Source organism: Kitasatospora sp. NPDC085464, from assembly GCF_044541955.1.
GTDB lineage: Bacteria > Actinomycetota > Actinomycetes > Streptomycetales > Streptomycetaceae > Kitasatospora.
This window is the reverse complement of the sequence record NZ_JBITTM010000033.1, coordinates 88,937-102,151: the sequence shown is the minus strand read 5'-3', so window position 1 is coordinate 102,151 and position 13,215 is coordinate 88,937. Positions and strand designations below refer to the sequence as shown.

11 protein-coding genes are annotated in these 13,215 nt (G+C 73.0%); 9 read left to right on the top strand and 2 right to left on the bottom strand.

Features of this window, described 5'->3' with window-relative positions; translation table 11 throughout:
• Nucleotides 1-428: 428 nt before the first annotated feature.
• From ACIGG8_RS27985 to ACIGG8_RS27945, 9 genes are all read left to right on the top strand, one after another.
• Entirely contained in the window at nucleotides 429-1,607 is a 1,179-nt protein-coding gene (locus ACIGG8_RS27985; RefSeq protein WP_396551577.1) for a mechanosensitive ion channel family protein, read from the top strand.
• 294 nt (nucleotides 1,608-1,901) lie between these two features.
• On the top strand, nucleotides 1,902-3,092 hold the full coding sequence (locus ACIGG8_RS27980; RefSeq protein ID WP_396551576.1) for an ROK family protein: 1,191 nt from the start codon (nucleotides 1,902-1,904) through the stop codon (nucleotides 3,090-3,092).
• A gap of 104 nt (nucleotides 3,093-3,196) precedes the next feature.
• Entirely contained in the window at nucleotides 3,197-4,552 is a 1,356-nt protein-coding gene (locus tag ACIGG8_RS27975; RefSeq protein ID WP_396551575.1) for an ABC transporter substrate-binding protein, read from the top strand.
• 28 nt (nucleotides 4,553-4,580) lie between these two features.
• Nucleotides 4,581-5,597 carry a carbohydrate ABC transporter permease gene (locus tag ACIGG8_RS27970; protein ID WP_396551574.1) on the top strand — a complete coding sequence of 339 codons (1,017 nt, stop codon included), beginning with the start codon at nucleotides 4,581-4,583 and terminating at the stop codon, nucleotides 5,595-5,597.
• A 21-nt stretch (nucleotides 5,598-5,618) separates the two neighbouring features.
• Nucleotides 5,619-6,536, top strand: coding sequence for a carbohydrate ABC transporter permease (locus tag ACIGG8_RS27965; RefSeq protein ID WP_350521438.1), 918 nt, complete (start codon nucleotides 5,619-5,621; stop codon nucleotides 6,534-6,536).
• Entirely contained in the window at nucleotides 6,536-7,849 is a 1,314-nt protein-coding gene (locus ACIGG8_RS27960) for a 6-phospho-beta-glucosidase (protein ID WP_396551573.1), read from the top strand. The genes ACIGG8_RS27965 and ACIGG8_RS27960 overlap by 1 nt, the downstream gene beginning before the upstream one ends.
• A 147-nt stretch (nucleotides 7,850-7,996) precedes the next feature.
• Nucleotides 7,997-9,016 carry an N-acetylglucosamine kinase gene (locus ACIGG8_RS27955; RefSeq protein WP_396551572.1) on the top strand — a complete coding sequence of 340 codons (1,020 nt, stop codon included), beginning with the start codon at nucleotides 7,997-7,999 and terminating at the stop codon, nucleotides 9,014-9,016.
• Between the two features lie 61 nt (nucleotides 9,017-9,077).
• On the top strand, nucleotides 9,078-9,779 hold the full coding sequence (locus tag ACIGG8_RS27950; RefSeq protein ID WP_396551571.1) for a hypothetical protein: 702 nt from the start codon (nucleotides 9,078-9,080) through the stop codon (nucleotides 9,777-9,779).
• Between the two features lie 398 nt (nucleotides 9,780-10,177).
• The gene (locus tag ACIGG8_RS27945) at nucleotides 10,178-11,266 is read left to right on the top strand and encodes a hypothetical protein (protein WP_396551570.1); all 1,089 of its coding nucleotides are present in this window, start codon (nucleotides 10,178-10,180) and stop codon (nucleotides 11,264-11,266) included.
• A 93-nt stretch (nucleotides 11,267-11,359) separates the two neighbouring features.
• Here ACIGG8_RS27945 and ACIGG8_RS27940 read toward each other — a convergent pair whose 3' ends face one another.
• Together ACIGG8_RS27940 and ACIGG8_RS27935 are read right to left on the bottom strand one after the other, a co-directional pair.
• Nucleotides 11,360-12,037 (bottom strand): response regulator, encoded by a 678-nt coding sequence (locus ACIGG8_RS27940; protein WP_396551569.1) that lies wholly within the window; start codon nucleotides 12,035-12,037, stop codon nucleotides 11,360-11,362.
• Nucleotides 12,034-13,212 (bottom strand): sensor histidine kinase, encoded by a 1,179-nt coding sequence (locus ACIGG8_RS27935; protein ID WP_396551568.1) that lies wholly within the window; start codon nucleotides 13,210-13,212, stop codon nucleotides 12,034-12,036. Before ACIGG8_RS27935 ends, ACIGG8_RS27940 begins: the two co-directional genes overlap by 4 nt.
• Between the last annotated feature and the right edge of the window lie 3 nt (nucleotides 13,213-13,215).

Sequence of the window (13,215 nt, the reverse complement as noted above, 5' to 3'; positions counted from 1 at the left end):
GGTTGGATCGCACAACGAGTGCGCGATCTCCCCCAGTGTCGCCTTACGCCTTTGTACGGCGCCACCACTCCTGTGTAACGGACCTGCCGTGAACTTAGGGTGTGGTCTCTGTCATAACCGGTATGCCCGGGGAAGGTCGACTTGCACCCGGGTGCCGCCCGGGCCCGGCCGGTGGCCCTCCCGGGGGACGGATCGGCCGGTCGGAGCAGTGTCCGGCCGGGTCACGGCGGCTTTCGGGGCGGGGTGCGGGGGGAGCGCACCGGGGTGTTGACGGGGCGTCCGGGCCCTTCCGTACGCCCTCGGGAGGCTTCGCGCGAGGCGGCCGACGGCGTTCGGCGTGTTCGGCGGCGGATAGGCTAAGGCGACGGTCCGCGGGCCGCTTGCCGGCGGTGCGGGCCCGCCACGCACCCAGCAAGGAAGGTCCGCACGTGTTCAGCTCCGGCGCCACCGGTCTGTCCGACGCGTCCCCGACGCCCTCCGTCCCGACGCCGACCCCCAGCCCCACCGCGCAGCTGCCGAACCTGGACCTGCGGATCCCGACCAGCGCGCAGGAGGTGTCGGACACCACCAAGCAGGCCGCCGGCTGGTTCGACACGCACTGGCAGAGCTGGCTGGCCTCGGGCCTGCGGATCGTCTTCATCGTGGTGCTGGCGATGGTGCTGCGGGCCGTGGTGCGCAAGCTGATCACCCAGCTGATAGGGCGGATGGCGCGCAGCCCCGAGCACCAGGAGGAGAGCCGGCTGGGCGGGCTGCTGGCCAACACCGGGGTGGTGAACCCGGAGCGGCGCCAGCAGCGCTCGGAGGCGATCGGCTCGGTGCTGCGCAGCGTGGCCTCCTTCACGATCCTGGGCACGGCGGCCCTGATGGTGCTCTCCGCGCTGGGGGTGAACCTGGCGCCGCTGCTGGCGAGCGCCGGTGTGGCCGGTGTGGCGATCGGTTTCGGCGCCCGCAACCTGGTCACGGACTTCCTCTCCGGGGTCTTCATGATCATGGAGGACCAGTACGGCGTCGGCGACGAGATCGACACCGGGGTGGCCACCGGCACGGTGCTGGAGGTCGGCCTGCGGGTGACCAAGCTGCGCGGCGCGAACGGCGAGATCTGGTACATCCGCAACGGCGAGGTGAAGCGGATCGCCAACATGAGCCAGGGCTGGTCGACGGCCTCGGTGGACGTCCAGGTCGCGTACAAGGAGGACCTGCTGCGGGTCGAGGACCTGATCCGGCAGTCCGCCGAGGAGCTGGCCAAGGAGACGCCGTACGACGAGCTGGTCTGGGCGCCGGTGTCGATCCTGGGCGTGGAGTCGGTGGCGGCGGACTCCCTGATGCTGCGGGTCGAGGCCCGGACCGCACCCGGCAAGGCGGCGGTGGTCTCCCGGGCGCTGCGCCAGCGGCTCAAGACGGCCTTCGACGGGGCCGGGATCAAGGTCAAGGAGGAGGCCCCGACGGCCGCGGCCGCGGCGGCGGCCGCCGTGGCCGCCGCGGTGATCGCGCCGGCGCAGGCCCCCGCGATCGAGCAGGTGGCGCCGTCCGCGTTCGCCGACCCGAACTCGGCCGGGTTCAAGGCCGCCGAGCCGATCCCGGTGCCGAAGCCGGAGCCGGCCCCGTAGGCCCCGTAGGCCCTGTAGGCCCTGTAGCGGAGACGGCTCCCCGCAGAGGGGACGAGAGCCCCGCCCCGGCACCGTGGGGGCGGGGCTCCCTGCTGCCGGTAACGCTTCGGCATCCTCCGTTCCACCGACCATTGACACCCCGCTGACGCGGCCCTTACGGTCCTTCCCAAGCGACTGGAAAGTTTCCTAACAGTTCGCCCGAAGCTCGCACCCGTCCCCACGGACGCCGCCCGAGAGCCACCCCGACGTCCCCCGGCGGCAACCCCGACCAGCCGAAAGAGGAGGATTCCGGGCATGACCAAGAGCACCGCCAAGGCCCCCCTCGCCGGCACCCCGAGCCTCCTGCGGGCCATCAACGACCGCGCCGCCCTCGAACTCCTGCTGGAGAACGGCCCGCTCTCCCGCACCCGGATCGGCACGCTGACCGGGCTCTCCAAGCCCACCGCCTCCCAGCTGCTGGCCCGGCTGGAGGCGGCCGGGCTGGTCGTGCCGGTCGGCACCACGGCGGGCGGGCCGGGGCCCAACGCCCAGCTCTACCAGGTGAATCCGGCCGCCGGGTACGTCGCCGGCCTGGACGTCACCAACACCGGGATCCGGGTCGCGGTCGCCGACATCACCGGCACCACGCTGGCCGAGCACGCCGTCGGCACCAAGGGCGTGCCGGCCGCCGAGACCGTCGCCAGGGTCGCCTCCGCCGTCGCCGAGGCGGTCCGGGCCGCCGGGCTCGCCGAGGGCAGCCTGCGCACCGTCGCGATCGGCGTCGGCGGCGCCCCCGACCCGGTCACCGGCAAGCTGCGCTACGCCTCCCACCTGCCCGGGTGGCACTCGCCGCGGCTGGTCGAGGAACTGTCCGAGGCGATCGGCGCGCCGGTGTCGATCGAGAACGACGTGAACCTGGCCGCCGTCGCCGAGCAGGCCTCCGGTGCGGCGGCCGGCTTCGAGGACTTCGTCCTGCTCTGGGCCGAGGCGGGCGTCGGCGCCGCGATCGTGATCGCCGGGCGGCTGCACCGCGGCTTCACCGGCGGCGCCGGGGAGGTCGGCTACATGCCGGTGCCCGACTCCCCGGTCGAGTGGGACTCCCGCCGCCGCAAGTTCGGCGGGTTCCAGGCCCTGGTCGGCGCGCCCGCCGTCCGGGCCCTGGCCCGCGAGCACGGGCTCGGCGCGCCCACCGCCGAGGAGTCGGTGGCCAGGGCCCTGGCCACCCCGGGCGCCGGCGACGCCTTCCTCGCCGCGCTGGCCGGGCGGCTCGCCGTCGGACTGACCGTGATCGTCTCGGTCGTCGACCCTCAGCTGGTGGTCCTCTCCGGCGCGGTGCCGAGCGCCGGCGGCGAACGCCTGCGCGCGCTCGTCGAGGACGAACTGGCCAGACTCTCCATCGCCCGGCCGGAGGTGAGGAGCAGCGCCCTGCCCGGCTCCCCCGTCCTGCTCGGCGCCCTGCAACGTGCCCTGTCGGACGCCCGCGAGGCGGTCTTCTCCACCCACTGACGCTCCCGCCCACCGACGCTCCCCCGCACCCACCTCTCCCCGACCCCCGAACGCGGGACCCGAGGCGACGAAGCCCGCCCGCGCACTTCCAGGAGGACCTCCCAGTGCACGCCACCACCTCCCGCAGAGGCCGCCGCACGATCGCCGCCGTCGCCGGCAGCGCCGTCCTGGCCCTGCTCGCCACCGCCTGCACCGGTTCCAGCGACTCGGGCGGCAACGACGACTCGGCCAGCGGCAAGGACGTCACCATCACCTTCTGGCACGGCTGGAGCCAGGACAACGAGACCAAGGCGATCGACGACAACATCGCCGCCTTCGAGAAGGCCCACCCCAACATCCACGTCAAGGCCGTGGGCAACATCCCGGACGACAAGGTCAACCAGGCCCTGCGGGCCGGCGGCGACGACGCACCGGACGTGGTCTCCTCCTTCACCACCAACAACGTCGGCATGTTCTGCTCGACCAAGGCCTTCGTCGACCTCAAGCCGCTGCTCCAGAAGAGCGGCATCGACCCGGCCAAGACCTTCCCGGCCGCGATGCTCGACTACACCCAGTTCCAGGGCAACCAGTGCTCGCTGCCGTTGCTCGGCGACGCGTACGGCCTGTACTACAACAAGAAGGCCTTCGCCGAGGCGGGCATCGCCCACCCGCCCAAGACCTTCAGCGAGTTCGCCGCGGACGCCGCCCTGCTGACCAAGGCCGACGGCGACTCGTACAAGCAGCTCGGCTTCATGCCGCTGTACCACGGCTACGAGTCCACCACCGAGCACTACCTCGGCCAGTACGGCCCCACCTACTTCGGCCCCGACGGCAAGTCGAACCTCGCCACCGACCCGAAGGTCGCCGCGATGCTCAAGTGGCAGAAGGGCCTGGTCGACCAGCTCGGCGGCTACGACAAGCTGGAGAAGTTCCGCGCGACCTTCGGCGAGGAGTTCAGCGCCAAGAACCCCTTCCACACCGGCCAGGTCGCGATGGCCCTGGACGGCGAGTGGCGCACCGCCTCGCTCGCCGCGAACAAGCCCGACTTCGAGTGGGGCACCGCCGCCTTCCCGGTGCCGGACGACCAGGCCGACACCTACGGCCGCGGCTACCAGACCGGCACCATCGTCGGCATCGCCAGCACCAGCAAGAAGCAGGCTGCGGCCTGGGAGCTCGTCAAGTACCTGACCACCGACACCGACGCGGTCGTCGGCTTCGCCAACGCGATCCACAACGTGCCCAGCACCTTCGCGGCGCTCGACTCGCCGAAGCTGGTCAGCGACGACAACGTCAGGACCTTCCTGGACATCGCCAAGAACGCCCACTCCGGCACCACCCCGCCGGCCGTCAACGGCAGCGGCTACATCAGCTCGCTGCAGAACCTGGGCTACGACTACGAGTCCGGCAAGCAGACCGACCTGCAGGCCGGTCTGGCGGCCACCGCCAAGCAGATCGACACCGACATCGCCCAGGCCAAGTAAGCGCCCGCGAACGGCCCACGGAGCTCCCATGTCACTCGCGTTCGGCACCCGCAAGGAGAGCGGCGGCAACGCCGGCGCCGGACCGGCCGGCCCGGCGGCGCCCTCCACGCAGCACCTGCTGCGCCGGAAGCGCCGCCGGGAGGCGGCCCGCACCCTCGCCTTCCTCTCCCCCTGGCTGATCGGGTTCAGCGTCTTCTTCGTCTACCCGCTGGTCTCCACCGCCTACTTCTCCTTCACCCAGTACAACGGCTTCGGCCAGCCGACCTTCAACGGCCTCAAGAACTGGGACTACGTCCTCGGCCAGCTGCCGACCTTCTGGCAGGGCCTGCGCAACACCCTGTGGCTGGTCGTCGTCATGGTGAGCCTGCGGGTCGCCTTCGGCCTCGGCATCGGGATGCTCATCACCAGGGTCAAGACCGGCGCCGGCTTCTTCCGCACCGTCTTCTACCTGCCGTACCTGGCCCCGCCGGTGGCCGCGACCGTGGCCTTCGCCTTCCTGTTCAACCCCGGCACCGGCCCGGTCAACCACCTGCTCGGCGAGATCGGCCTGCCGCAGCCCGGCTGGTTCGCGTCCCCGGACTGGTCCAAGCCCGCGCTCACCCTGCTCGCCATGTGGGGCGTCGGCGACCTGATGGTCATCTTCATGGCCTCGCTGCTCGACGTCCCCAGGGAGCAGTACGAGGCGGCCGAGCTGGACGGCGCGAGCCCGTTCCAGCGGTTCCGGTACGTCACGCTGCCGAACATCTCGCCGATCATCATGTTCGCGGTGGTCACCGGGGTGATCCAGACCATGCAGTACTACACCCAGGCGATCGTCGCCGGGAAGGTCGCCAGCGGCATCGCGGGCAACTCCGGCCAGCAGTTCGAACCGGGCTACCCGGGCGGCTCCACCTGGACCCTGCCGCAGATGGTCTACAACCTGGGCTTCCAGCGCTTCAACTACGGCGCGGCCTGCGTCGTCGCCCTGGTGCTGTTCGCCATCTCGATGGCCGTCACCTCGATCCTGCTCCGCCGCCGGTCCGGCTTCCTGGCGAGCGACGACTAACGGGCCAGTGAGGACCTGATCATGACTCTCGGCAACACGCTCACCGAGGCGCCGGCCCCGGCCGGCCCCACCCGCCCCGGCCGGCCCGGCAGCCCCGCGGCCCGGGCCGCCCGGCGCCGCGCCCTGCTCCACTGGGTGGCCGTCCACTCGCTGGCCATCGCCGCCGCGCTGTTCTTCCTGCTGCCCTTCGTCTTCGTGCTGCTCACCTCGCTGATGGACGACCAGCAGGCGCTCACCACCGACTACTGGCCCACCCACTGGGAGTGGGGCAACTACGGCAAGGTGTGGAACACCCCCGGCTTCCTCACCTGGTGGCGCAACACCCTGCTCTACGCCGGCGCGGGCACGCTGCTGACCGTCGTCTCCAGCCTGCCGGTCGCCTACGCGCTCGCCAAGTTCCGCTTCCGGGGCCGCAACCTCGCACTGATGGCGGTCATCGCGATGATGATGCTGCCGCCGCAGGTCACCGTCATCCCGATGTACCTGTTCTGGGCCAAGCAGATGGGCATGAGCGGCTCGCTCTGGCCGCTGATCATCCCGATGGCCTTCGGCGACGCGTTCTCCATCTTCCTGCTGCGCCAGTTCCTGATGACCATCCCCCGGGAGTACATCGAGGCCGCCCGGATCGACGGCTGCGGCGACCTGCGCACCCTGCTGCGGGTGGTCCTGCCGATGGCCAAGCCGGCCATCGCCGCGGTCGCGCTGTTCCAGTTCTTCTACTGCTGGAACGACTACTTCGGCCCGCAGATCTACGCCAGCAACAACCGCGAGGCCTGGACCCTCTCGTACGGGCTGGAGTCCTTCAAGGCCGCCCACCACACCAACTGGAACCTCACCATGGCCGCCACCCTGCTGGTGATGGCACCGGTGATCGTCCTCTTCTTCTTCGCTCAGAAGGCCTTCATCGAAGGCGTGACACTGACAGGGGTCAAGGGCTGATGTCCGCACCGAAGACGTCCGGAACCACCGCGCTCAAACTCGCCGTCGTCGGCGGGGGTTCGACGTACACCCCGGAGCTGATCGACGGCTTCGCACGGCTGCGCGACACCCTGCCGATCGGCGAACTGGTGCTGATCGACCCGGCCGCCGAACGGCTGGAGCTGATCGGCGGCCTCGCCCGGCGGATCTTCGCCCGACAGGGGCACTCCGCAGCCGTCACGGTGACCACGGACCTGACGGCGGGCGTCGCGGACGCCGACGCCGTCCTGCTGCAACTGCGCGTCGGCGGGCAGGCGGCGCGCAACCAGGACGAGACCTGGCCGCTGGAGTGCGGCTGCGTCGGGCAGGAGACCACCGGCGCCGGCGGGCTCGCCAAGGCGCTGCGCACCGTCCCGGTGGTGCTGGACATCGCCGAGCAGGTGCGCCGGACCAACCCGGACGCCTGGATCGTCGACTTCACCAACCCGGTCGGCATCGTCACCCGGGCCCTGCAGACCGCCGGCCACAAGGCCGTCGGGCTCTGCAACGTCGCCATCGGCTTCCAGCGCAGGTTCGCCGCGCACCTCGGGGTGGACCCGGAGCTGGTGCGGCTCGACCACGTCGGGCTCAACCACCTGACCTGGGAGCGCGGGGTGACCCTGCTGGACGCCCCGGGCGCGGCCGGCGGGCGGGAGGTGCTGCCGGAGCTGCTCGGCGGCTTCGGCAAGGAGATCGCCGAGGACCTGCACCTGCCGCAGGCCGTCATCGAGCGGCTCGGGGTCGTACCGTCCTACTACCTGCGGTACTTCTACCAGCACGACGCGGTGGTCGCCGAGCTCAGGGAACAGGGCTCGCGGGCCGCGCAGGTCGCCGGGATCGAGCGGCAGCTGCTGGAGCTGTACGCCGACCCGACCCTGGACACCAAGCCCGAGCTGCTCGGCAAGCGCGGCGGCGCCTTCTACTCGGAAGCCGCCGTCCAGCTGATCGCCGCCCTGCTCGGGACCGGCGGCGGGACCTCCGTGCAGGTCGTCAACACCCGCAACGACGGCGTGCTGCCCTTCCTGCCGGACGACGCCGTCATCGAGGTGCCCGCCGAGGTCGACGCCCACGGCGTGCGCCCGCTGCCGCAGCGCCCGCTGGAGCCGCTGTACGCCGGCCTCGTCGCCGCCGTCACCGCGTACGAGCACCTCGCCCTGGACGCCGCGCTGCACGGCGGGCGCGACCGGGTCTTCGACGCGCTGCTCGCCCACCCGCTGGTCGGCCAGATCGAACTCGCCGACCGGCTCACGGACCGACTGCTCGCCCACAACCGCGAGCACCTCGCCTGGGCCTGACCCGGCCCGCGGTACCGGCCCGCGTCCCGCACGGAGAGCGCGGGCCGGCACTGCGAGGAGACCGCCCACACCCGGCCGCCCACACCCGGCCGGGCACCCCCGGCCGACGACTTCCCGGCCGGGCCACGTACGAGCCGCGGGGACCCGATGACCCACCAGCCCGAACCACTCCTGCCCGGCGTACTCGCCATCGACGCAGGGAACTCCAAGACCGACGTCGCCCTGATCGGCGTCGACGGCAGCGTCCTCGGCACCGCCCGCGGCGGCGGCTTCGCCCCCCAGCGGATCGGCGGCGCCGCGGCCGTCGCCGGCCTCGCCCCGCTCGTCCGGCAGGCCGCAGCCGAGGCCGGCCACCCGACCTGGAACGGCGTGCTCACCGGCCACGTCAGCGCCTGCCTCGCCAACGCCGACCTGCCGGTCGAGGAACAGGCCCTGCACGACGCCCTCGAAGCCCACCCCTGGGGCGTCACCAACACCGTCGTCAACGACACCTTCGGCCTGCTGCGCGCGGGCACCGACGGCCCGCGCGGCGTCGCGGTCGTCTGCGGCGCCGGGATCAACTGCGTCGGCCTGCTGCCGGACGGCCGCACCGCCCGCTTCCCCGCCCTCGGCGAGCTCACCGGCGACTGGGGCGGCGGCGGCGGCCTGGCCATCACCAGCATGTGGCACGCCGTACGGTCCGAGGACGGCCGCGGCGGGCCGACCGCCCTCGCCCGCGCGATCGCCGACCACTTCGGCCTGCCCAGCGCCGGCGCCGTCGCCGAGGCCGTCCACCTCGGGCAGCTGTCGAGCGACCGGCTGCACGAACTCGTCCGGGTGCTGTTCGCGGTCGCGGGCGACGGGGACGCCGTCGCCCTGGAACTGATCGACCGCCAGGCCGACGAGATCGTCCGGCTCGCCGTGGTCGCCCTGAGACGGCTCGACCTGCTGGACTCCCCCACCCCGGTCGTGCTCGGCGGCGGCGTGCTGGCCTCCGAACAGCCGCTGCTGCTCGACAACGTGAAGGGCCGCCTCGCGCAGGCCGCACCACTGGCCGAACCCCGGGTCGTCGTCGCGCCGCCGGTGCTGGGCGCGGCACTGCTCGGACTGGACCACCTGAAGGCGGGCGCGCAGGCGCAGGCCCGGCTGCGCGAGGCCTACGAGGGACCGCGGCCGGTCGCGGCCTGACCCGGCGTCAACGAACTTCCCTCCTCCGCCGGATCCGCACGTCCGGCGGAGGAGGGAACCCATGCTCCCGGTCGTCCTCGTACGGCCCGAGTACCGGCGGACGCCGCCGCCCGGGGAGACTGGTGCCATGGCCGTGCCCCGCAACCTCCTCGCCGCCGCCCTGCTGGCCTGCGGCACCGCAGCCGCGCTCACCGGCTGCACCCCCGCCGACTCCCGCCCGACGGTGGCCGCCGCCTCCGCCGCGGCGGTCGCCGGCGAGGCGGCGGACGACCTGCTGGACGAGGACGACGAACTCCTGGGCGAGGAGGAGGACGTCGAGGAGGCCTACTCCCCCGCGGCCGACCCGTCCGCGGCCGACCCCTCCACCGCCGACCCCTCTCTCCCGGCTCCGTCCGGCCCGGCCCCCGGCTGCACGGCACCCACGGAGCTCCCGGGCCACGAGGTCCTCGTCGTCGTGGCCGCCGGCCCCGCCGCACTCACCGCCCAGCCGGCCCGCTTCACCTGCGGCCCCGCCCGCTACGCCCCCACCGGCACCCCCGTCCACTACGGCTTCGCGGCGGCCGGCGTGGCGGCGACCCTGGTCGACCGCCCGCACGACGAGCCGGCCAGGGCGGTCCCGCTGACGGAACTGGTCGCCCACCTCGACGACTGCCTGGCGGAGCGGGACCCCGCGCCCCCGTACGGGTGCCACGGGAACGCGTACGACGTGGTGCTGGACTCCCACGGGCGGATCATGCGGATCGGCGAGGTCGGGCGGCCGTAGGGCGGGCGGTGGCGGCAGGGCGGGCGACCGGCGGGCAGGGCGGGCGGCAGCTCGGAAGGCGGCTCACGGCGGCATACGGTGTAGAACATCCCCGCAACTGTTGACATTCGGCTGAGCTACGCGCGTCAGCAGCTCGGCAGCTGGGGACTTTTGACGTTCCATACCTCCGCGTGGGCCGCCCTTGGGGCTGGTCTTACTCTCAGCCTCGTTGACCCGGTTTCGGCGGCTCTGCTTTGCTTCCGGCGGTCGACGGTGCGCCGGTCCCCCATCCCCTCTTCGCCGGCCGCCCCTGACGGGCGGTCCGCCGCTCCGGCCTGCCGTCGTCGCCCCGCTCGTCCCCCCACAGCGCCGCCGCGTCCCCACCCGGGTGCGGCCGGCGCGAGAGAGGAACCCTCACGATGGGCATCTCCCCCACCTCCCGCCGGATGCGTGTCCGGGCCTTGACCGGGCTCAGCGCGCTGGCCCTCGCCGTCACCGGCTTCGCCGCTCCGGTCGCCCAGGCCGACCAGCCGGGCGGCGAGTTCGCCGGGAACTCCCACCCGTACCGGCACGGCGCCCACCCGACCAAGGAGGCCGGCAACTCCGCCACCGCACGGACCAGCAACCTGAAGTACGGCGGCGCCGTGGACGGCATCGGCGTCACCACCGGCGCCCCCGCGGTCTACCTGGTCTTCTGGGGCACCCAGTGGGGCACCCAGGGCACCGACGCCAACGGCTACACCACCCTCACCGGCGACCCGAAGGGCATCGCCGTCCGCGCGCAGCAGCTGTTCAAGGGGCTGGGGACCGACAACGAGACCTGGTCCGGCGTCATGACGCAGTACTGCGAGGGCGTCGCCAAGGGCGCGACCAGCTGCCCGGCCACCGCCGCGCACGTCGGCTACCCGACCGGCGGCGCGCTGGCCGGCGTCTGGGTGGACTCCTCGGCCGCCGCCCCGGGCCAGGCCACCGGCAACCAGCTCGCCGCCGAGGCCGTCAAGGCCGCCGGGCACTTCGGCAACACCACGGCCGCGTCCAACCGCAACGTCCAGTACGTGGTGCTCTCGCCCACCGGCACGCACCCGGACGGCTTCAACACCCCGAACGGGGGCTTCTGCGCCTGGCACGACTGGAACGGCGACACCACGCTGACCGGCGGCGCCGCCCCGTCCCCGTACGGCGACGTGGCGTTCACCAACGACCCGTACGTGACGGACATGGGCGCCTCCTGCGGCCAGAACTACGTCAACAGCGGCAGTGCGGGCACGCTGGACGGCGTGACCATCGTGTACGGCCACGAGTACTCGGAGACCGTCACCGACCAGAACCCGGCCGGCGGCTGGACCGACTCGACCGGGTACGAGAACGCCGACAAGTGCGCCTGGAAGGGCACCGGCGGGACCGGCGGCGCGCAGAACGTGACCTTCGCGACCGGGTCGTTCGCCATGCAGGGCACCTGGTCGAACGCGGTCAGCGGCTGCCAGATCTCGCACGCGATCGTCCACTGACGCCAGCGGTGCGTTGAGGCGCCGGCATGTCGAGGTGCCGGGGCGGGCCGTGCGGGCCCGCCCCGGCGCTCGGCGTTATCGCGGGGGCCGCCGTCAGGGGCTGACCAGCCCGAACTCGTAGGCCTGGATGACCAGATGAACCCGGTCACGGGCGTCGAGCTTGGTGAAGAGCCGGGCGACGTGGGCCTTGGCGGTGGCCACGCTGATGGTGAGCTCCTCGGCGATCTCGGCGTTGGACAGACCGCGGCCGACCAGGGTGAGCACCTCGCGCTCGCGCTCGGTGACGCTCCCGGTGACGGCCCGCCGGGGCTGCCGGGCCGCCCCGCCGCTGCCCCCGCCGTTGTCCGGACGGGCGGCGAACTCGCCGATCAGACGGCGGGTGATGCCGGGGGCGATCAGCGCGTCCCCGGCGGCGACGACCCGGATGCCGTCCAGGATGGTCTCCAGGGCGAGGTCCTTGACCAGGAAGCCGCTCGCGCCGGCCCGCAGGGCGCCGTACACGTAGTCGTCGTCGTCGAAGGTGGTGAGCACGAGGACGTGGGTGGGCAGGTCCGGGTCGGCGGTGATCCGGCGGGTGGCCTCGATGCCGTCCGTCCCGGGCATCCGGATGTCCATCACCGCGACCTCGGGGCGCAGCCGGGCGACCAGGTCGACGGCCTCGGCGCCGTCGCCGGCCTCGCCGACCACCTCCAGGTCCGGGGCGTCGGCGATGAGCACGCGCAGGCCGGTGCGGATGAGCGGCTGGTCGTCCACCAGAACGACGCGGATCACGGTCCCACCTCCACGGGGATCGGCAGTCGGGCGGCGACAAGGAAGCCGCCTTCGGGGCGCGGGCCGGCGCTGAACTCGCCGTGCAGCAGGGCGACCCGCTCGCGCATGCCGGCGATGCCGTAGCCGGTGCCGGGGGTGGGCGTCGCCGGGGCGGCTCCCAGGTCGACGACGGTGACGGCCAGTTCGTCCGGCCGGTAGTCGACGGTGACGTGGCAGTCGCGGGTGCCGGAGTGCTTGACCACGTTGGTCACCGCTTCCTGGACGATCCGGAACGCGGCGAGGTCGACGTCGGCGGGCAGGGCTCGCGACTCGCCGCCGCGGGTCACCGCGACCCGGACGCCGGCGCCCGCGCTCTTCTCCACCAGCCGGTCCAACTCGGCGAGACCCGGCGCGACTTCGAGCGGTGCGGACTCCTGCTCGCCGGCCCGCAGCGCGCCGAGCATCCGGCGCAGGCCGGCCAGGGTCTCCCGGCTGGTGGTCTCGATGGCGGCCAGCGCGTTGCGGGCCTCGGCGGGCTGGGTGTCCATGACCCGGCTGCCCATGCCGGCCTGGATCGCGATGATGCCGATGCTGTGCGCGACCATGTCGTGCAACTCCCGGGCGATCCGCAGCCGTTCGGCGGTGATGGCCTGCTCGGAGGCCCGGCCGCGCAGCGCCTCGGTGTGGGCGCGGGTCTGGTGCACGGTGTTGCCGACCAGCCAGGCGATCAGCACGGTCGCGGCGTAGCCCGCGTAGGCGAGCGGGTTGACGGGGTAGTCGTGGACGGCACCCCAGAGCATCAGCCCGGCGAGCGTGGCGAGCGGCAGCGCCAGGGCGCTCAGCGAGACGCGCCGGGAACGGGTGGCCGCGCAGTAGCCGACGACCCCGTCGGCAATCAGGAACTGGAGCCCGGTCGTCTCCGGAACCTCCCACATCCCGAGCGCGAAGACGCTGCCCCCGAGCGCCACCGCGACGGCCGCCAGCGGCAGCCGGACCAGCAGGGTCGCGACCGACGTGGTGACCACCGCGGTGACCACCAGCGGCATGTCCTCCGGGTTGCCGTAGTACCTGAACAGGTGGCTCAGCTCGTCCTCACGCGTGAAGCAGCGGAACACCACCAGGGCCGTCCAGAGCGCCGCCACCCACACGCCCGGCGGTAGGCGCCTGAGCAGCGGCGGGCGGGCTTCGGTGATCATGAC

Bases quoted from the DNA above. Each gene is read 5' to 3' on its own strand.
- ACIGG8_RS27980 (WP_396551576.1), top strand. From the start codon at position 1,902: ATGACCAAGAGCACCGCCAAGGCCCCCCTCGCCGGCACCCCGAGCCTC.
- ACIGG8_RS27970 (WP_396551574.1), top strand. From the start codon at position 4,581: ATGTCACTCGCGTTCGGCACCCGCAAGGAGAGCGGCGGCAACGCCGGC.
- ACIGG8_RS27965 (WP_350521438.1), top strand. From the start codon at position 5,619: ATGACTCTCGGCAACACGCTCACCGAGGCGCCGGCCCCGGCCGGCCCC.
- ACIGG8_RS27960 (WP_396551573.1), top strand. From the start codon at position 6,536: ATGTCCGCACCGAAGACGTCCGGAACCACCGCGCTCAAACTCGCCGTC.
- ACIGG8_RS27955 (WP_396551572.1), top strand. From the start codon at position 7,997: ATGACCCACCAGCCCGAACCACTCCTGCCCGGCGTACTCGCCATCGAC.
- ACIGG8_RS27950 (WP_396551571.1), top strand. From the start codon at position 9,078: ATGCTCCCGGTCGTCCTCGTACGGCCCGAGTACCGGCGGACGCCGCCG.
- ACIGG8_RS27945 (WP_396551570.1), top strand. From the start codon at position 10,178: ATGGGCATCTCCCCCACCTCCCGCCGGATGCGTGTCCGGGCCTTGACC.
- ACIGG8_RS27935 (WP_396551568.1), bottom strand. From the start codon at position 13,212: ATGATCACCGAAGCCCGCCCGCCGCTGCTCAGGCGCCTACCGCCGGGC.